The organism is Stenotrophomonas sp. KH_052 (assembly GCF_057838755.1).
The window spans coordinates 3,959,046-3,977,976 of the sequence record NZ_CM174475.1 but is presented as its reverse complement, the minus strand read 5'-3'; the positions used below and the strand labels follow the sequence as shown (position 1 = coordinate 3,977,976).

General features: G+C 66.2%; 14 protein-coding genes. 4 read left to right on the top strand and 10 right to left on the bottom strand.

Annotation, left to right across the window (positions count from 1 at the left end):
- Window position 1: 1 nt before the first annotated feature.
- A complete protein-coding gene (locus AC3ITW_RS18220) occupies window positions 2-3,163 on the top strand; it encodes an efflux RND transporter permease subunit (RefSeq protein WP_489389819.1) in 3,162 nt (1,053 codons plus the stop codon).
- Window positions 3,164-3,377: 214 nt separating this feature from the next.
- Here AC3ITW_RS18220 and AC3ITW_RS18215 read toward each other — a convergent pair whose 3' ends face one another.
- A complete protein-coding gene (locus AC3ITW_RS18215) occupies window positions 3,378-4,283 on the bottom strand; it encodes a LysR family transcriptional regulator (RefSeq protein WP_489389818.1) in 906 nt (301 codons plus the stop codon).
- 115 nt (window positions 4,284-4,398) lie between these two features.
- Here AC3ITW_RS18215 and AC3ITW_RS18210 point away from each other — a divergent pair, with 115 nt between their 5' ends.
- Both AC3ITW_RS18210 and AC3ITW_RS18205 read left to right on the top strand, forming a co-directional pair.
- A complete protein-coding gene (locus tag AC3ITW_RS18210) occupies window positions 4,399-5,172 on the top strand; it encodes an SDR family oxidoreductase (protein ID WP_100435221.1) in 774 nt (257 codons plus the stop codon).
- A 221-nt stretch (window positions 5,173-5,393) separates the two neighbouring features.
- Window positions 5,394-6,407 (top strand): hypothetical protein, encoded by a 1,014-nt coding sequence (locus AC3ITW_RS18205; protein ID WP_489389817.1) that lies wholly within the window; start codon window positions 5,394-5,396, stop codon window positions 6,405-6,407.
- A gap of 99 nt (window positions 6,408-6,506) precedes the next feature.
- Here AC3ITW_RS18205 and leuB read toward each other — a convergent pair whose 3' ends face one another.
- From leuB to ilvC, 9 genes are all read right to left on the bottom strand, one after another.
- Window positions 6,507-7,568 carry a 3-isopropylmalate dehydrogenase gene (gene leuB / locus AC3ITW_RS18200; protein WP_100435219.1) on the bottom strand — a complete coding sequence of 354 codons (1,062 nt, stop codon included), beginning with the start codon at window positions 7,566-7,568 and terminating at the stop codon, window positions 6,507-6,509.
- Window positions 7,558-8,136, bottom strand: a complete 579-nt coding sequence (leuD, locus tag AC3ITW_RS18195; RefSeq protein ID WP_313204755.1) for a 3-isopropylmalate dehydratase small subunit — start codon at window positions 8,134-8,136, stop codon at window positions 7,558-7,560. The genes leuB and leuD overlap by 11 nt, the downstream gene beginning before the upstream one ends.
- Complete coding sequence (gene leuC / locus AC3ITW_RS18190; protein WP_006390725.1) at window positions 8,136-9,554, bottom strand: 3-isopropylmalate dehydratase large subunit; 1,419 nt, start codon at window positions 9,552-9,554, stop codon at window positions 8,136-8,138. Before leuC ends, leuD begins: the two co-directional genes overlap by 1 nt.
- Before the next feature lie 60 nt (window positions 9,555-9,614).
- A complete protein-coding gene (locus tag AC3ITW_RS18185) occupies window positions 9,615-10,388 on the bottom strand; it encodes a class I SAM-dependent methyltransferase (protein WP_006390723.1) in 774 nt (257 codons plus the stop codon).
- Between the two features lie 10 nt (window positions 10,389-10,398).
- The gene (locus tag AC3ITW_RS18180; RefSeq protein ID WP_100435218.1) at window positions 10,399-11,985 is read right to left on the bottom strand and encodes a 2-isopropylmalate synthase; all 1,587 of its coding nucleotides are present in this window, start codon (window positions 11,983-11,985) and stop codon (window positions 10,399-10,401) included.
- Window positions 11,982-13,073: a threonine dehydratase gene (locus tag AC3ITW_RS18175; RefSeq protein WP_197584985.1), complete on the bottom strand. Its 1,092-nt coding sequence runs from the start codon at window positions 13,071-13,073 to the stop codon at window positions 11,982-11,984. The genes AC3ITW_RS18180 and AC3ITW_RS18175 overlap by 4 nt, the downstream gene beginning before the upstream one ends.
- A 96-nt stretch (window positions 13,074-13,169) precedes the next feature.
- On the bottom strand, window positions 13,170-13,421 hold the full coding sequence (locus AC3ITW_RS18170) for an ACT domain-containing protein (protein ID WP_012512039.1): 252 nt from the start codon (window positions 13,419-13,421) through the stop codon (window positions 13,170-13,172).
- Window positions 13,405-15,141: an acetolactate synthase 2 catalytic subunit gene (ilvG, locus tag AC3ITW_RS18165; RefSeq protein ID WP_489389816.1), complete on the bottom strand. Its 1,737-nt coding sequence runs from the start codon at window positions 15,139-15,141 to the stop codon at window positions 13,405-13,407. Before ilvG ends, AC3ITW_RS18170 begins: the two co-directional genes overlap by 17 nt.
- Before the next feature lie 38 nt (window positions 15,142-15,179).
- Complete coding sequence (ilvC, locus tag AC3ITW_RS18160) at window positions 15,180-16,154, bottom strand: ketol-acid reductoisomerase (protein WP_065724738.1); 975 nt, start codon at window positions 16,152-16,154, stop codon at window positions 15,180-15,182.
- 727 nt (window positions 16,155-16,881) lie between these two features.
- On the opposite strand from ilvC, the gene ggt reads away from it, so the two are divergent.
- On the top strand, window positions 16,882-18,600 hold the full coding sequence (gene ggt, locus AC3ITW_RS18155) for a gamma-glutamyltransferase (protein ID WP_489389815.1): 1,719 nt from the start codon (window positions 16,882-16,884) through the stop codon (window positions 18,598-18,600).
- Window positions 18,601-18,931: the final 331 nt, after the last annotated feature.

Sequence of the window (18,931 nt, the reverse complement as noted above, 5' to 3'; positions counted from 1 at the left end):
CGTGCGCCGCTTCAACCTCTCCGAATGGGCGCTGGGCAATCGCCCGCTGGTGCTGTTTGCGATGCTGGCCTTCGCCGTCATCGGCGCCTGGTCCTACAAGCACCTGGGCCAGTCTGAAGATCCACCCTTCACCTTCAAGGCGATGGTGGTACGCACGATGTGGCCTGGCGCCACCGCCGAGCAGGTCTCGCGGCAGGTGACCGAGCCGATCGAGAAGGCGCTGATGAACACCGGCGAGTACGAGTTCATCCGCTCGTACTCGCGCCCGGGCGAGTCGCAGGTGATCTTCATGGCCCGCGACAGCCTGCGTTCCAAGCAGATTCCCGACCTCTGGTACCAGGTGCGCAAGCGCGTGGGTGACATCAAGGCGACGCTGCCGCGCGAGATCGTCGGGCCGTTCTACAACGATGAGTTCGGCGATACCTTCGGCAACATCTATGCGCTGACCGGCGAAGGCTTCGATTACGCGGTGATGCGCGATTACGCCGACCGTATCCAGCTGGAACTGCAGCGCGTGCCTGACGTCGGCAAGATCGACCTGATCGGCCTGCAGGACGAGAAAGTCTGGATCGAACTGTCCAACACCAAGCTGGCCACGCTGGGCGTGTCGCTGCAGCAGGTGCAGCAGGCGTTGGCCGACCAGAACGCGGTGACTGCCACCAGCTTCTTCGAGACCCCGACCGACCGCGTGCAGCTGCGCGTGACCGGCCAGTTCGATTCGATTGAAGACATCCGCAAATTCCCGATCCAGGCGGGCGAACGGACCTTGCACCTGGGCGACATCGCCGAGGTGAAGCGTGGCTTTGCCGATCCTGCCTCGCCGAAGATGCGCTTCATGGGCCAGGATGCGATCGGCCTGGCGGTGGCGATGAAGGAGGGCGGCGACATCCTGAAGCTCGGCGTCACCCTGGATGCCGAGTTCGAGCGCCTGCAGAAGACCCTGCCGGCCGGCATGCAGCTGCGCAAGGTGTCCGACCAGCCACACGCAGTGGAAGAGTCGGTGGGTGAGTTCGTGCAGGTGCTGACCGAAGCAGTGGTGATCGTGCTGCTGGTCAGCTTCTTCTCGCTGGGCCTGCGCACCGGTCTGGTGGTGGGCGTGACCATTCCACTGGTGCTGGCGATGACCTTCTTCGTCATGCACTACTTCGACATCGGCCTGCACAAGATCTCGCTGGGCGCGCTGGTGCTGGCGCTGGGCCTGCTGGTGGACGATGCGATCATCGCGGTGGAAATGATGGCCACCAAGATGGAGCAGGGCTACGACCGCCTGCGTGCGGCCAGTTTTGCCTGGGAATCTACGGCCTTCCCGATGCTGACCGGCACTCTGATCACCGCGGCCGGCTTCCTGCCCATCGCAACGGCGGCCTCGAGCACCGGTGAGTACACCCGTTCGCTGTTCCAGGTGGTGACCATCGCCCTGGTAGTGTCCTGGATCGCAGCGGTGCTGTTCATTCCGTACCTGGGCGACAAGATGCTGCCGGACCTGTTCAATCCGCAGCTGCCCAAGCCCGACAGCCTGGCCGGTCGCTGGCGTGCCAAGCGCCTGCAGTGGGCTGACCGCCACCCGGCGCTCTTGCGCTGGATCGCGCCGAAGGAGCATGCGCATGACCATGATCCGTACCAGCGGCCGTTCTACACCCGCTTCCGGGGTTTCCTGGATACCTGCCTGCGCCATCGCTGGTGGGTGATCGGTGCGACCATCGCGCTGTTCATCGGCTCGCTGATGCTGTTCCGCTTCGTGCCGCAGCAGTTCTTCCCCGATTCCACCCGCCCTGAGCTGATGGTGGACATCGAACTGGCCGAAGGCGCATCGCTGGCCGCCACCCAGGCGCAGGCCAGCAAGCTGGAAAAGCTGCTGAAGCAGCGCGAGGGCATCAGCAACTACGTGGCCTACGTCGGCACCGGTTCGCCGCGCTTCTACCTGCCGCTGGACCAGCAGCTGCCGGCGACCAACTTCGCCCAGTTCGTGGTGCTCACCGAAGACGCCAAGGCCCGCGAGGCGACCCGCGACTGGATGCTGAAGGACGTGATCAAGCAGTTCCCGGACGTGCAGATGCGCGTGACCCGGCTTGAGAACGGCCCGCCGGTCGGCTACCCGGTACAGATGCGCGTATCCGGCGAGCACATCGCACAGGTGCAGGCGATCGCGCGCCAGGTCGAGGCCAAGGTGCGGGAGAACCCGCACGTGATGAACGTCAATCTGGACTGGAGCGAGCCGAGCAAAGTGGTGCGGCTGGTGATCGACCAGGACCGTGCACGCGCGCTGGGCGTCAGCAGCGCGCAGGTCAGCCAGTTCCTCAGCAGTTCGTTGTCTGGCATGAGCGTGAGCACCTATCGCGAAGGCAACCGCCAGATCGAGATGCTGCTGCGTGGGCCGGACAACGAGCGCGCGCAGCTGGACCTGATCGGCAGCCTGGCAATGCCCACCAGCAGTGGCACGGCAGTGACGCTGTCGCAGGTCGCGCGGCTGGAATACGCCTTCGAGGACGGCATCATCTGGCACCGCAACCGCCTGCCGACGGTGACCGTGCGTGCCGACATCAGCGATGGCATGCAGGCGCTGGACGTGGTGCAGCAGATCGTACCGACGCTGGACGGCATCCGTGCCGAACTGCCCAGTGGCTACCTGCTGGAAACCGGTGGCTCGGTGGAGGATTCGGCCCGTGGGCAGAACTCGATCAAGGCCGGCATGCCGTTGTTCCTGATCGTGGTGGCCACGCTGCTGATGCTGCAGCTGCGTAGTTTCTCGCGTGCGGCGATGGTGCTGGTGACCGCACCACTGGGCATCATTGGCGCGACGTTGTTCCTGCTGCTGTTCCGCGCGCCGTTCGGCTTCGTGGCGCTGCTGGGCACGATCGCGCTGGCGGGCATGATCATGCGCAACTCGGTGATCCTGATCGACCAGATCCAGCAGGATATCGATGCCGGGCATGACCGCTGGCATTCGATCATCGATGCCACGGTGCGCCGTTTCCGCCCGATCGTGCTGACTGCGCTGGCGGCCGTGCTGGCGATGATTCCGCTGTCGCGCAGTGCGTTCTATGGCTCGATGGCGATCTCGATCATGGGTGGCCTGATCGTGGGCACCGTGCTGACCCTGGTGTTCCTGCCGGCGTTGTACGCGGCATGGTTCCGGGTCAAGCCGGACGAATCCGGGGCGTGATGCCCCGGGTTCTTCGGCCGGGGTCGGATCCCTTTCCAGCTGGGAAAGGGCTCTGACCCCATCCACGATGTGCACATCCACGCATGGCGTGGATTGATCTGCTCGCGGGATCTGCTTTCTGTAGAGCCGAGCCATGCTCGGCTGCTCTTCGCGCGATGATGGGATGAGTCGAGCATGGCTCGACTCTACAGAAGCATCCACGCATGGCGTGGATCTACTGCAGCTGCAGGTCGGTGCGCAGCAATGGCAGCAGCCATTCGATGAACACCTGCACGCGTTGCGCACGATGCTGCCGATGCGGTTGCAGCAACGTCACCGGCAACGGTTGCGCCACGTACTGCGGCATCACTTCCACCAGTGCGCCGGCGTGCAGTTCCGCCTGCACGTCGTAACGCGGGATCTGCAGCAGCCCCAGCCCCGCCACGCAACAGGCAATCGACGCCTCGGCGCTGTTCACCCGTACCCAGCCGGGCATCGGCTGCGTGCGCAGCTGGCTGCCGTCCTGCCATTCCCACGGTTCCACCCGCGCCGTTGTTGGTGAGGCATAGTTCACCGCGCGGTGCTGCGGCAGATCCGCGGGATGCTGCGGCACTCCGTGCTCACGCAGGTAACTGGGCGCAGCAACGTTGACGAAGTCGAGCTGGCCCAGCGTGCGTGCCACCAGGCTGGAGTCACCCAGGTGGCCAACCCGCAGCACGGCATCGCAGCCGTCTTCGATCAGGTTCACCGCGCGATCGGTCATGCCCAGGTCCAGTTCCACCTGCGGGTAGCGCGCAAAGAAATCCGGCAGGGCAGGGGCGATGATGCGTCGGCCGATGCGGCTGGGCACGTCGATCTTCAGCAGGCCAATCGGTTGCGCGTCATCCTGGCGGAACAGCGATTCGGCGTCTTCAACCTCGGCGATCAGGCGCAGGCAGCGGGCATGGAACACGTCCCCATCATGGGTGGTGGACACCCGACGGGTCGATCGCTGCAGCAGGCGGGTGCCGAGCCGCTGCTCCAGTTCGGCGATGGCCGCCGATACCGTGGAGCGGGGCAGGCCGAGCTGGTTGGCGGCGCGGGTGAAGCTGGCGCTCTCCACCACCCGGGTGAAGATACGGAAGCGGTCGATCCGGTCCATTGTTCGCTGACTCTGGAAAGTTAAGTCAATGTAGCGGGCTTTATCCGGATTTTCTGCACGATATCGTCATCAGGGCAGGTTGCCATCCCGGGCAGCCCCTCCCCGAGACCAAGCCATGACTGACCATTCCCTCAAGGGCAAGACCGTGCTGATCGCTGGCGGTGCCAAGAACCTGGGCGGGCTGCTGGCCCGCGACTTTGCCAGCCAGGGCGCCAAGGCCATCGTCATCCACTACAACAGTGCCGCCACCCAGGCTGATGCGGAAGCAACGGTCGCCGCCGTGCAGGCCGCTGGCAGCAAGGCGGTGGCGCTGCAGGGCGACCTGACTTCGGCCGCAGCGATGGAGCGCTTGTTCGCCGATGCCGTGGCTGCAGTCGGCCGGCCGGACATCGCCATCAATACCGTCGGCAAAGTGCTGAAGAAGCCGATGCTGGAGATCAGCGAAGCCGAGTACGACGAGATGAGCGCGGTCAATGCGAAGTCCGCGTTCTTCTTCCTCAAGGAAGCCGGTCGAAACGTCAATGACGGCGGTCGCATCTGCACCCTGGTCACCTCGTTGCTGGGCGCGTTCACGCCGTTCTATTCCAGTTATGCCGGCACCAAGGCGCCAGTGGAGCATTTCACCCGTGCGGCGTCGAAGGAATTCGGTGAGCGCGGTATCTCGGTGACGGCGATCGGCCCCGGTCCGATGGACACGCCGTTCTTCTATCCGGCCGAGAGTGCCGATGCGCAGGCGTACCACAAGACCGCGGCGGCGCTGTCGCCTTTCACCCGTACCGGCCTGACCGACATCGCCGACATCGTGCCGTGGATCCGCTTCCTGGTCACCGATGGCTGGTGGATGACCGGGCAGACCATCCTGGTCAATGGTGGGTACACCACAAAGTAGAGAAGCGCTGCGCCATGCGCGTAATGCTGTTCAGTTCGTGCAGTAGATCCACGCCGCGCATGGTGTGTGCTGGCTTCCAATACGCTCATCCACGCATGGCATGGATCTACTGTTGGTCCCCAACCATCGACAGGTTGGCAACGTTTTTTCCTGTCTCAAGTGGACAGAATCAGGGCGTCCACGGGCACAATAGCCGCAGTTCCAAGGCCGGAGTGCCTGCCATGTTCTTCCGCACGACCTGTGCCTCGGCGCTGCTGCTGGTTGCCAGCAGCGGTGTTGCCGATGCGCAACCGACAGATGACGATGCCTTGCGGTTCCGGCTCGATCTACAGGACGTACTTGAGTGCAGCGCGAGTGCGGAGGTCCAGCAGGCCGTCGTCAACCGCTTGCGCGAGGCTCGCTATGCCGACGCTTCCGAACGACCGCATTATCTGCGCGACTGGCGATTCGAGCAGACGGACGAGGATGACGATCATCGGATGACCGTCGTCACGCCGCCGCAGTCGGTGACCGCCCATGGCCTGGACGCGCCGCAGCTGTTCGCCGACAGGTTCGGGTTCTCGGTTGCGCTGGACCCTGCGCAGCGCGAGCGCATCGTCGCTGCATACGGGCTGCAGCTGCAGTCGAGCACGCTGCACGAGCCGTTCGAGATATGGTCGACGCCCACCACATCGATCATCGTACGCAGCGCGCGCGACAGCTACCGACTGGGCTGCAAACCTTTCACGAAAGATGGCAAGGCAGCCGTACGTCAGGTGCCGGCTGTTGACGTCCAGGACCTGCAGGATGCCATTCACTGCCGCGCCGACGAAGGCAGCATGCGCCGGTTGCAGGCGTTCTGGCAGCGGCTTTCCGAACAGCCGCAGTTCGAATGGCCGCAGGATGTCCGTTCGGTCAACGAGGTGAACTACACCGTCGACGATGAAGAGCTGCATCTGCTGCTGATCGGTTTGCAGACGCCCGTCCAAGCGTACGGCGTTTCCACGCACACGATCGCGCTGGCGTTCGGTGGTTTCTTTGGCGCGGATCTCGATGGCACTGCGGTGGCGCCAGTGCTTGCCCAGGCCGGCATGGATACCTCGCACGCGGTGGGCAAGGATGCCTGGCGGCGCTTGTTGCCACCGGTTGCTTTCAGCGGTGGTAGTTGGATCCCGCAACACATCGTGATGCGCACCGACGAAGGCCGCGTTGTTGCCGGTTGCGCCAGCGACTACGAGCGCGGTCCTTCGCGCTGAGTTGATCTCTTGCTGGGCAGCCCGCAGCAGGCCGGGTAGGGCTCGGCGTTACCGACGGACAGGCAATGGGTGCCGGATATGCTCCGGCACCCGCGTGGCTCATGCCAGCTTGGTCAGTACCGCGTCGGTCGCCTGCTTGGTGCTCACGGCCGAACCCTTCGCGGTCAGGTCTGCGGTGAACACGCCATCGTCCAGCACCGCATGCACGGCCGCTTCCACCGCGGCGGCTTCTGCTTCCAGCCCCAGCGAATGGCGCAGCAGCATCGCTGCACTGAAGATCGTTGCGTAGGGATTGGCGATGCCCTTGCCGGCGATGTCCGGCGCCGAACCATGGATCGGCTCGTAGATGCCGACCGCACCGGGCTCGCCCAGCGAGGCCGACGGCAGCAGGCCCAGCGAGCCGGCCAGCATCGAGGCTTCGTCGGTGAGGATGTCGCCGAACATGTTCTCGGTCACGATCACGTCGTACTCGCGCGGCTTTGCCAGCAGGTGCATCGCCATCGAATCGACCAGCTGGTGCTCCAGGGCAACGTCCGGGAACTCCTCGCGGCCGATGCGTGCAGCCACGTCACGCCACAGGCGCGAGGTTTCCAGCACGTTGGCTTTGTCCACCGAGGTGACCTTGCCGCGGCGCTGCTGCGCCAGGCGGAACGCACTGCGCAGCACGCGCTCGATCTCGGCCACGGTGTAGCGGCACAGGTCGCTGGCACTGTCGGCGTCGCGTGTCTTGTCGCCGAAGTAGATGCCGCCGGTCAGTTCGCGCACCACCACGAAGTCCACGCCCTGCAGCAGCTCGGCCTTGATCGGCGAGGCGTGCAGCGCGGCTTCATGAGTGCGCACCGGGCGCAGGTTGGCGTACAGGCCCAGCGCCTTGCGGATCGCCAGCAGGCCCTGTTCCGGGCGCACCTTGGCATTCGGATCGGACCACTTCGGGCCACCCACCGCGCCCAGCAGCACCGCGTTGGCAGCCTGGCAGGCGGTGAGGGTGGCGGCCGGCAGCGGCTCGCCATGGCGATCGATGGCGATGCCACCGATGTCGTGCTCGCTGAAGGTGAAGCTGTGGTTGAAGCGTTCGGCGACGGCGTTCAGGACGGCAACCGCAGCGGCGGCCACTTCCGGGCCGATGCCATCACCGGGGAGTACAACGATCTCAGCGTGCATGCTCACTCTCGTAACGTTCGATTTCAGGGACACGGCCCAACAGATACCCCAACTGGTCGACGCCTTCCAGCAGGCAGGTCTGCGAGAAGCCATCCAGCGGGAAGGAATAGACGCGACCGTCAGGCGTGCGCAGCTCGCGCGCGGCGACGTCGATGGTCAGTTCATCGTCCGGGCGCTGCATCAGCGCCTGCACGTCGGCCTCGTCCAGCACGATCGGCAGCAGACCGTTCTTCAGCGAGTTGCCACGGAAAATGTCGGCGATCTCGCTGCTGACAATGGCACGCAGGCCGAGGTCGGTCAGCGCCCATGGTGCATGCTCGCGCGAGGAACCGCAGCCGAAGTTGCGGCCCGCCAGCAGGATGCTGCGGCCGGCGTTGTGTGGCTGGTTGAAGGCGAAGTCGGCCACCGGGGAACCGTCGGCCTGCCAGCGCCAGTCATTGAACGCGTTGCGGCCGAGGCCGGCGCGCTCGGTGGTGGACAGGAACCGCGCCGGAATGATCTGGTCGGTGTCGATGTTGGTCTGCGCCAGCACCACGCTGGACGAGGTCAGGGTACGGAAACCGGTCATCAGGCCACCTCCTGCGCGAACAGTTCGCGGGTATCGGCAACGTGCCCGTTCACCGCGGCCCACGCCGCACTCATCGGCGAAGCCAGCAGCGTGCGTGAACCGGGCCCCTGGCGGCCTTCGAAGTTGCGGTTGCTGGTGCTCACGGCCAGTTGGCCGGGGGCGACCAGATCACCGTTCATGGCGATGCACATCGAGCAGCCCGGTTCGCGCCATTCGGCACCGGCGGCACGCACGATCTCGTGAATGCCTTCGGCCTCGGCCTCGCGCTTGACGATCTCCGAGCCCGGCACCACCAGCATGCGCACGCGCTCAGCGACGCGACGACCACGCAGCACCTGCGCCACTTCACGCATGTCGCTCAGGCGGCCGTTGGTGCACGAGCCGACGAACACCACGTCCACCGGCGTGCCGGCCAGCGCCTTGCCGGCCTCGAAGTGCATGTAGTCCAGGCCCTTCTGTGCGGCCGCATCGTTGGCCGCCGGAATCGGCGTATCCACCGCAATGGCGGTGCCGGGATGGGTGCCCCAGGTCAGCGTCGGGCGGATATCGGCGGCGTCGATGTGCACTTCGCTGTCGAAGCGTGCGCCTTCATCGCTGCGCAGCTGCTGCCAGCGCGCGACGGCGGCATCGAAGTCGGCGCCCTTGGGGCCGCGCGGAGTGGCGGCGACGAAATCGAACGTCACCTGGTCCGGCGCGACCATGCCGGCGCGCGCGCCCGCCTCGATCGACATGTTGCACAGGGTCATGCGCTGTTCCATGTCCATCGCTTCGATGGTGCTGCCACGGAATTCGATCACGTGGCCGGTGCCGCCGTTGACGCCGATCACGCCGATGATGTGCAGGACCACGTCCTTGGCACCAACGCCGGGTGCCAGAGCGCCATCGACGCTGATCGCCAGGGTCTTCGCCTTGCGCTGCAGCAGGCACTGGGTGGCCAGTACGTGGCCGACTTCACTGGTGCCGATGCCGAAGGCCAGCGAACCGAATGCACCGTGGGTGGAGGTGTGGCTGTCACCACAGACGATGGTCATGCCCGGCTGGGTGAAACCCTGCTCAGGGGCGATCACGTGGACGATGCCGCGATTGTCCGAGGCCATGTCGAACAGTTCGATGCCATGTTCGGCGCAGTTGCGTGCGAGCGTGGCGACCTGGGCTTCGGAGGCGGCACTGGCATAGGGCAGCTTGCCGTCGGCACCGGCAGGCAGGGTCGGGGTGGAGTGGTCCATCGTCGCCTTGGTGCGATCCGGTCGACGCGGCGCCAGGCCGCGCTCGCGCAGCTCGGTGAACGCCTGCGGCGAGGTCACTTCATGGATCAGGTGCAGGTCGATATACAGCACGGCAGGCGCGCTGTCGGTTTCGGGAACCACCACGTGGGCGTCCCACAGTTTGTCGTACAGGGTGCGGGGTGCGGAAGTCATGCGTTTGCCTGGCAGGAGTACGAAGTTGCGGACATCGGAAAAGATAACGAATGGATCATGTCAGCGGCGGCGGGCAAGTACCCGCAGCCGCACGTAGTCGGCCAGCGGCTGGCCGGCGGCGTTGCGCGGCAGCTCGCCCAGCAATGCGGTGGCGGCCTCGCGCACGGTGGCGCGTGCCTCCGTCGTCAGGTCGTCCAGCAGTGGTGCGGCGAACACCCGCAGCCAGCCGGCCACACCGGTGGGCAGCGCGGTCGGGCGCGGCGTGCATTCGATCAGCTGCACCTGGAAGCCATGCTGGCGCAGGCGGTCGGCGTAGGCGTCGGCAGTAGGGAAGTACCACTGGAATGCGCTGGCGCCGTGGCCATGGGCCACGCGTGCGGCCTGCACCGCGGCAATGATCGTGGCCACGTTGCCATGGCCGCCGAACTCGGCAACGAAGCGGCCGCCCGGGCGCAGTGCGCGGCGGACGCCTTCCATCACCCGGTCGGGATTGCTCATCCAATGCAGTGCCGCGTTGCTGAAAACCGCATCGAACTCACTGTCGAACGACAGCGCGTGGCCGTCCATCACCTGCGCATCGACGCCGCGTGCACGTGCGGCGATCACCAGCTCCGGCGAAGCATCGACACCGTGGATGCGCGCACCGCTGAGCGCCAACTCAGTGCTGAGCACGCCGTCGCCACAGCCCAGGTCGAGGATGCGTTCACCGGCGCGCGGGTCGAGCAGGCGCGATACCGCGCCGCCGAGCAGCGGCACGAAGCCGGCGTCGATTGCATAGTCCTGGGCGTTCCAGTGCTGCCCTGCGGGCAGTGCCGTGGTGTCGAAGGCGCTCATCTCAGGTTCCTCAGGCAGTAGCGGGGGCGGGTGCTTCAGTGGTGCTGGCAGCGTTTGCCTGGCGCTGGCGCAGCAGGCGGTTGGCCACATCCAGCCAGGCCAGCGCGGAGGCTTCGATGATGTCCTTGCTGGTGCCGGTGCCGTCGTACTCCACGCCTTCGTGACGCACGCTCAGATTGGCTTCGCCGCGCGCGTCGGCGCCGATGCCGACGCTGTGCACGTGGTAGCTGTCCAGCATCAGCTGCACGCCGGTGGCAGCCGACAGCGCGCCGAACAGCGCATCGACCGGACCGTCGCCCTGCGCGGTCTCGGCCACGCGGTTGCCGTCCGGGTCGGACAGCTCAACCAGCGCGTTGGCGCGGCTGCCGACGTCGCTGATGGTCATCGAGGCCAGGCGATAGCCCTGCGCATTCGAGCCACCCTGCATCAGCGTCTGCAGGTCGGCATCGGTGACAACGCGCTGCTGTTCGCACAGGCCCTTGAACTGCTCGAATACCAGCTTCAGCTCGTCCTCTTCCAGCCAGAAGCCCAGTGCACGCAGGCGTGCTTCGACGGCGGCGCGGCCACTGTGGCGGCCCAGCACCATCTGCGAGTCCTCCCAGCCCACGTCTTCCGGACGCATGATTTCGTAGGTGCCGCGATGGCGCAGCATGCCGTGCTGGTGGATGCCCGATTCGTGGGCGAAGGCATTGGCACCGACAATCGCCTTGTTGCGCTGTACCGGCATGCCGACCAGGCGCTGCAGCAGCTGCGAGGTGCCGACGATGCGCGGGGTGTTGATCGAACTGTCCTGCTCGTAGAAGGCCTGGCGCACCTTCAGCACCATCGCGATCTCTTCCAGCGAGCAGTTGCCGGCGCGCTCGCCGATGCCGTTGACGGTGCATTCGACCTGGCGGGCGCCACCTTCGATGGCGGCCAGCGAGTTGGCTACGGCCAGGCCCAGGTCGTTGTGGCAGTGCGCGCTGAAGATCACGTTGGCCGCGTTCGGCACATCGGCCACGCCGGCAATCACCTGCTGGAACATCGCGCGGATCTCTTCCGGCGTGGTGAAGCCCACGGTATCGGGCAGGTTGATGGTGGTGGCGCCGGCGGAGATCGCCGTGCGCGAAACTTCGATCAGGTAGTCCAGCTCGGTGCGGGTGGCATCCTCGGCCGAGAACTCGACATCGTCGATATAGGACCGGGCCAGCGATACGTGCTTGCGTACCGACTCCAGTACCTGCTCGCGGGTCATCCGCAGCTTGTGCTCGCGGTGCAGCGGGCTGGTCGACAGGAACACGTGCAGGCGCGGGTTGGCAGCGGCCTCCAGCGCACGTGCGGAGGTTTCGATGTCGGCCTGCAGGCAGCGCGACAGCACCGCCAGGCTCAGGCTCGGGCGGCGCAGCTCGCGACCGATCAGGGCCATCGCATCGCGGTCGGACTGCGAGCTGGCCGGGAAGCCGGTCTCGATGATGTCCACGCCCAGTTCGTCCAGCGCACGCGCCATCACCAGCTTCTGCGGCGGGCTCATGCTGCAGCCGGGGGACTGCTCGCCGTCACGCAGGGTGGTGTCGAAGATGCGGATGCGCGGGGTGGTAATTCGTTCGATGGTGGTCACAGGGAAATCTCCTCGACAGCGGGCGTGACGGCTTGCAGGGGGGAAGGGGAAGAGGTGGGGGAGGCGGTGGCGCTGGCCTTGCTGGGCGAGCGTGGGGATTCGCTGCGCCGTCGCCGCGGTTTGCGCGGTGGGCGAGGGCGGATGTCGGTGAGCAGGCCGGCCAGGACACCGGCATCGATGTTGCCGCCGGAGACCACCGCGCATTTGCGGCGGCCGGCAACGCGTCGACCGGCCGCCAGTGCCAGTGCGCCGGCGCCTTCGGCGATGATGTGTTCTTCCAGTGCCAGGCGGACCAGGGTCTCCCGCAGCTCGGCCTCGCGCACGATCACCACGTCGTCCAGCAGCGAAGTGCACAGGCGGCGGGTCAGGAAGCCGGGGATCTTCACCCGCACGCCGTCGGCCAGAGAGGCAACGGGGGCGATCTCGCGCACGTCGCCGCGGATCGCGCGGGCCATCGAATCGACGCCTTCCACCTGCGCGCCCACCACGCGGACGCCCTGCGATTTCAGTGCCAACGCGACGCCGGAGGCCAGGCCGCCGCCGCCGATCGGCACGATCACCACGTCCGGCGCATGCGCGGCCAGCTCGATGCCGACGGTGCCCTGGCCGGCGATCACGTCGGCGTCGTCGAACGCGGACAGGAAGCGGTAGCCGTGGCGCTGCGCCAGTTCAACCGCGAACGCGTAGGCCTCGTCATAGCTGTTGCCATGCTGGCGCACGGTCGCGCCCCAGTGGGCGACGCCGGCGATCTTGGTGGCCGGCGCGCCGTGCGGCATCACGGTGATGGCAGGCACGTCCAGGCGGTAGGCGGCCCAGGCTACGCCCTGGGCATGGTTGCCGGCCGAGGCGCAGATCACCGGCCGGGTGTCGCCGCGCTCGCGCCCGGCCAGCAGCGCATTCAATGCACCGCGTACCTTGTAGGAACCGGTGCGTTGCAGGTTTTCCAGCTTCAGCCAGGTGCCGAAGCGCTCGGCATGGTGCAGCGGGGTGGGCGGCAGGAAGCGGCGCAGGCGGGCCTGCGCTGCCAGTACGTCGGCGACACTTACGTCGCCGACATCGCTTTCCTGGTTGGTGTCAGCGGCCGGCATGGACCACCAGCGGGGGGCAGGCGACCACCGCGCACGGGCACGGGCGGCGAAGAAGACGCCTCCGTACCGGCACCGTGTTGGAAACGGTACGGGTGTTCATGCGGATACTCCTTCCAGTGCGGTCATCTGCACCGATACGCAGTCGTAGATCTTTTCCATCTGCCGGCACAGCGTTTCCGCCGGGCGCTGGCCATCCACCACCAGCTGCAGGTGCCAGCGACCATCATCGGCGGCCACCGGCGCACCGCTGATCGCGCACGGCGCGAAGCCGCGACGCTCGGCCATGCCGATCACGCGCAGCAGCGCGCCTTCGGCGGGGTGCAGCACCAGGTCAAGCCGGTATTGCATTGGGGATCTCCTGGCGGGCATGGGCGGGGTTGCTTTCCAGCATCGTGCTGTTGGCAGTGTTCGGCGGCACCAGCGGCCACACATTGGCGCGTGCATCAATGGCCACGTGCAGCAGCGCCGGGCCCGGTTCGGCCAGCAGCGCGGCCAGCCCACCTTCGACGTCGTCGCGTGCATCGATGCGGGTCGCGGCGATGCCAAATACCTTGGCCAGTGCCACGAAGTCCGGGTTGTCGGACAGGTCGATCTCGCTGTAACGCTCGGCGAAGAACAGCTCCTGCCACTGCCGCACCATGCCCAGCGAACTGTTGTCCAGCAGCACGATTTTCACCGGCAGGCGGCAACGCGCGATGGTGGCCAGCTCCTGCACGTTCATCATGAAGCTGCCGTCGCCGGAGACCAGCACCACGGTGCGATCGGGGCAGGCGAACTGCGCACCCATCGCGGCCGGCAGGCCGAAGCCCATGGTGCCCAGCGCGCCACTGGTCAGATGATTGCGCGGGTGGTTGAAACGGCAGTGCTGGGCGACCCACATCTGGTGCTGGCCGACATCGCAGGCGATCACCGCATCGGCCGGTGCCAGCTCACTCAGGCGCTTCAGCAGGGCCGGTGCGTAGATGTGCTGGCCCGGCGCGTCGTAGCGTGCGGCGAAACGTTCGCGGTGCTGCGCGCATCGCTTGCGCCACGCGTCCTGATGGGCCTTGGGGGAGGGGAAGGCCGCACGCAGGGCGCGGATGGCATGGCCGACATTGCCGGGCACGGCGACATCGGCGCTGCGCAGCTTGGAGATCTCGTAGGCGTCGGCGTCGATGTGGACGACGCGGGCGAACGGTGCGAACTCAGCCAGCTTGCCGGTGGCACGATCATCGAAGCGCGCACCCAGCACCAGCAGCAGGTCACTTTCCTGCACCGCCATGTTGGCCGCGCGGGTGCCGTGCATGCCCAGCATGCCCAGCGAGTGCGGGTGGTTGGCCGGCAGCGCGCCCAGTCCGCGCAGGGTCATCACGGTGGGGATGGCGCTGGCCTCGACGAAGTCACGCAGGTCCTGCACCGCATCGCCCAGCGCGATGCCACCACCGGCGTAGACCACCGGCTTTTCGGCCGCCGCCAGTGCGGCGATGGCTTCGGCGATGGCTGCTTCAGCGGGGGCCGGCGGCGGTTCGACGCTGCTCGGCACGTGCACCGGTAGATGACTGGCATCGGCCAGCTGCACGTCCTTGGGCAGGTCGATCAGCACCGGGCCGGGACGGCCCTCGCGGGCGATGCGGAAGGCATCGGCGACCACGCGCGGCAGGTCGTCGACGCTGCGCACCAGCCAGCTGTGCTTGACGATCGGCAGGGTCAGGCCGAACACATCCAGCTCCTGGAAGGCATCGGTGCCCAGCAACGGGGTGGCGACCTGGCCGGTGATGCAGACCATCGGCACCGAATCCAGCATCGCGTCGGCGATGCCGGTGACCAGGTTGGAGGCGCCCGGGCCGGAAGTGGCCACGCAGACGCCGACCTGGTTGCTGGCGCGGGCGAAGCCGTTGGCAGCCAGCGCTGCGCCCTGCTCATGACGTACCAGGATGTGCTTCAGCGACGAATCCACCAGCGCGTCGTAGAACGGCATGATGGTACCGCCGGGATAACCGAACAGCGTACGGACGCCTTCGGCTTCCAGCGCCTGGGTCAGCCAGCGCGCGCCGTTGGCTGGCGCGCTGCGGTGTGTGGAAGAGTTCATGGGGGAACCTTGCAAAGCGGGTGGGGGAGGCCGCGTGGTTACGCGGCCTGTCCTTGCAACCAGACCATCTTGGCGCGCAGTTCCTTGCCTACCTTCTCGATCGGGTGCTCCAGGTCGGCCTGCTTGAACTTGTTGTAGTTCGGCAGGCCCGCTTCGTATTCGGCTACCCAGTTCTTGGTGAAGGTGCCGTCCTGGATGTCCTTCAGGACCTCCTTCATGCGCTCCTTGGTACCAGCGTCGATCACCCGCGGGCCACTGACGTAGTCGCCGTACTGCGCAGTCTCGGAGATGAACTCCAACATGCGCGAGATGCCACCTTCATAGAACAGGTCGACGATCAGCTTCAGTTCGTGCAGCACTTCGTAATAGGCGATTTCCGGCTGGTAACCGGCTTCCACCAGCGTCTCGAAACCGGCCTGCACCAGCGCCGAGGCACCGCCGCACAGCACCGCCTGTTCGCCGAACAGATCGGTCTCGGTCTCTTCCTTGAAGGTGGTCTGGATCAGGTTGGCGCGGGCGCCGCCCAGGCCACCGGCATAGGCCAGGGCATACTCGGCGGCCTTGCCGCTCTTGTCCTGGTAGACCGCCCAGATGCACGGCACGCCACGACCGATTTCGTACTCGCGGCGCACCAGTGCACCGGGGCCCTTGGGCGCGACCAGCACCACGTCCAGGTCCTCGCGCGGCTTGATCATGTCGAAATGCACATTCAGTCCGTGCGCGAACAGCAGCACCGCACCCTGCTTCATGTTCGGTGCCAGCACATCGTCGTAGAGCTTCTTCTGCACCATGTCCGGGGTCAGCACGGCGACCAGGTCGGCATCCTTCACCGCATCGGCCGGTGCTTTCACGGTGAAGCCGTCGGCCTGCGCCTTGACCTCGGTGGGGCCGCCCGGACGCAGGCCTACCACCACATCGAAGCCGGATTCACGCAGGTTCAGCGCGTGCGCGCGGCCCTGGCTGCCGTAGCCGATGACAGCGATCTTGGTCTGGGGCAGGTCGTTGGTGCTCATGGGGGAGGTTCCTTGCGGTGGGAAGAAAAAGAACGGCCGGTCGTCGAGGCGACGTGCCGGCCGGTCAGGGGAAAGCGGTGGAGGAGGCGCCGCGCATCGCACAGGCACAGCCACCACGAGGCGTCGTGGTGGTGCTGGTCCTGGTTTTGAAGGTGGCGTTGTTCATGGTGGTTGCGTCTGAAACCAGGTCCTGAAATGAAAAAACCCGCACCGGGGCGGGTGCGGGTTTTTGATGAGTTCCGGTGTGTTTGTTGCTTACACGCTGGCTCGTCCCGCACCTGTTGGTTGGGTAATAAGTACGAGCACAAGAATCGAACGCAGCGAGGCGGCGCCGATGTCGGCGGCTTCAATGTGGGTTCGCGGTGGCGTGTTGTGATGCAACATGTGATCGAGAGAAACACAGCCGTTTCGGCGATGTCAACCCTTGCGATGGAATTTCCATCGGTTGCCGCTGCATCCAGCGCAATCGCTTGCAGCACAAGGATGGTTGCCGCTGAAAGTGTTTCGGTGAACCCGAATTCACTCTTTTCGTTGTGGTTTTTGCGCGGCAATGGGGGCGTCTCTGCCGCTTCGCTCGCCGGGCATGGCCCGGCGCTACCGGGTGCTGTGCGGGTAGCGCCGGGCCATGCCCGGCGGATCACCCGCCTGGTCCATGACCTCTGCCCGATACCGCATGAAGGCCGCAGCGGCGAAGATCGGGGCATCACCCTTCCACCGGAACCCGACCGTGTCCCGACGCCTTGCCCGTTCCCTGCTCGCTGCCGCCGTGCTGGCTGCCGTGCCCGCGCTGTCCTTCGCCGCCGATCGCATCACCGGCCATAGTTTCGCCACCCGCTCGGAGGTGATCGCCCCGCATGCCATGGCCGCCACTTCGCAGCCGCTGGCCACCCAGATCGCGCTGGATGTGATGAAGGGCGGTGGCTCGGCGGTGGACGCGGCGATCGCCGCCAACGCCGCACTCGGCCTGATGGAGCCGACCGGCAACGGCATCGGCGGCGATCTGTTTGCCATCGTCTGGGACCCGAAGACGCAGAAGCTTTACGGCTACAACGGCTCGGGCCGCTCGCCGAAGTCGCTGACCCTGGCCGAGTTCCAGCGCCGTGGCCTGAAGGAGATTCCCGCCACGGGCCCGCTGCCGGTGTCGGTGCCTGGTGCGGTCGACGGCTGGTTCGCCCTGCACGACCGTTTCGGCCGCAAGCCGATGGCCGACAACCTGGCACCGGCCATCGGCTACGCCCGCGACGGTCACCCAGTGGCTGAAGTGATCGCCTACTACTGGGACCGCTCGGTGCCCAAGCTGTCGCAGTATCCGGGCTTCAAGGAGCAGTTCACGATCAATGGCCACGCCCCGCGCAAGGGTGAGATGTGGAAGAACCCGAACCTGGCCAGCACCCTGCAGAAAATCGCCGACGGTGGCCGCAATGCCTTCTACAAGGGAGACATCGCCCGCACCATCGGCGACTACTTCAAGGCCAACGGTGGCTACCTGAGCTACCAGGACATGGCCGACCACCACGGTGAATGGGTCGAACCGGTCAGCAGCAACTACCGTGGCTACGACGTGTGGGAGCTGCCGCCGAACAGCCAGGGCATTGCCGCGCTGCAGATCCTCAATGTGCTGGAAGGCTACGACTTCTCGAAAATCCCGTTCGGTTCACCCGAGCATGTGCACCTGTTCGTTGAAGCGAAGAAGCTGGCCTTCGCCGACCGCGCGCGCTTCTATGCCGACATGGCGTTCCAGCCGGCGCCCGTGCAGAAGCTGATTTCCAAGGACTACGCCGCACAGCGCCGCGCGCTGATCTCGATGGACAAGGCGCTGAAGGAAGTGCAGCCGGGCACGCCGAAGCAGCTGGAGGAGGGCGACACCATCTACATGACCGTGGCCGACGCCGACGGCATGATGGTCTCGCTGATCCAGTCCAACTACCGCGGCATGGGCAGCGGCATGGCGCCGCCGGGGCTGGGCTTCATCCTGCAGGATCGTGGCGAGATGTTCGTGCTGCAGAAGAACCATCCCAATGGCTACGCACCGGGCAAGCGCCCGTTCCAGACGATCATCCCGGCGTTCATCACCAAGGGTGGCAAGCCGTATGCCAGCTTCGGCGTGATGGGCGGCGCGATGCAGCCGCAGGGCCACGCACAGATCGTGATGAACCTGGTGGACTTCGGGATGAACCTGCAGGAAGCCGGTGACGCACCGCGCATCCAGCATGAAGGCTCGACCGAACCGACCGGACAGGCCACGGCGATGACCGATGGCGGCGAAGTGAATCTGGAGACCGGGTTCCCGTATGAGACGGTGCGTGCGTTGATGCGCAAGGGGCATCGCATCGTGTTCGCCGACGGGCCCTACGGCGGGTACCAGGCGATCATGCGTGATCCCGAGACCGGGGTTTACTACGGTGCTTCGGAGAGCCGCAAGGATGGGCAGGCGGCGGGGTACTGAGGTTTTCCGGCCACCGGGCTGAGCCCCCTCTGCGGTGATGGTTCGTGGAAGCGGGATCATGTGATTGGGCCGGGCGGGTGGGCTGGTCGGGGGACGCCGTGAATCCGTCCCTGGAGGCTTGGCCGCGGCATCCATGCCGCGGACACCCCCGCCCAGCCCACCCGCCCGGCCCCTGACAGTTTCCGTGCCCGTCACCGCAGGAAAAGAAAAAAGAAGATCAAAAGCAAAGGCAACAGCAACAGCTGCGCGCTGCGGGTTGGGGTCGGATCCGTTTTCCGGAGGAAAACGGATCCGACCCCTTCCTGTTTTCCGATACACCTCATCCACGCAT

What these genes read in the sequence shown, in the direction of transcription:
- AC3ITW_RS18175 (WP_197584985.1), bottom strand. Translation starts at nt 13,073, where the DNA reads ATGCCGGCCGCTGACACCAACCAGGAAAGCGATGTCGGCGACGTAAGT.
- leuB (WP_100435219.1), bottom strand. Translation starts at nt 7,568, where the DNA reads ATGCACGCTGAGATCGTTGTACTCCCCGGTGATGGCATCGGCCCGGAA.
- AC3ITW_RS18215 (WP_489389818.1), bottom strand. Translation starts at nt 4,283, where the DNA reads ATGGACCGGATCGACCGCTTCCGTATCTTCACCCGGGTGGTGGAGAGC.
- leuD (WP_313204755.1), bottom strand. Translation starts at nt 8,136, where the DNA reads ATGACCGGTTTCCGTACCCTGACCTCGTCCAGCGTGGTGCTGGCGCAG.
- ilvC (WP_065724738.1), bottom strand. Translation starts at nt 16,154, where the DNA reads ATGAGCACCAACGACCTGCCCCAGACCAAGATCGCTGTCATCGGCTAC.
- AC3ITW_RS18170 (WP_012512039.1), bottom strand. Translation starts at nt 13,421, where the DNA reads ATGCAATACCGGCTTGACCTGGTGCTGCACCCCGCCGAAGGCGCGCTG.
- AC3ITW_RS18210 (WP_100435221.1), top strand. Translation starts at nt 4,399, where the DNA reads ATGACTGACCATTCCCTCAAGGGCAAGACCGTGCTGATCGCTGGCGGT.
- AC3ITW_RS18185 (WP_006390723.1), bottom strand. Translation starts at nt 10,388, where the DNA reads ATGAGCGCCTTCGACACCACGGCACTGCCCGCAGGGCAGCACTGGAAC.
- ilvG (WP_489389816.1), bottom strand. Translation starts at nt 15,141, where the DNA reads ATGAACTCTTCCACACACCGCAGCGCGCCAGCCAACGGCGCGCGCTGG.
- leuC (WP_006390725.1), bottom strand. Translation starts at nt 9,554, where the DNA reads ATGACTTCCGCACCCCGCACCCTGTACGACAAACTGTGGGACGCCCAC.
- AC3ITW_RS18205 (WP_489389817.1), top strand. Translation starts at nt 5,394, where the DNA reads ATGTTCTTCCGCACGACCTGTGCCTCGGCGCTGCTGCTGGTTGCCAGC.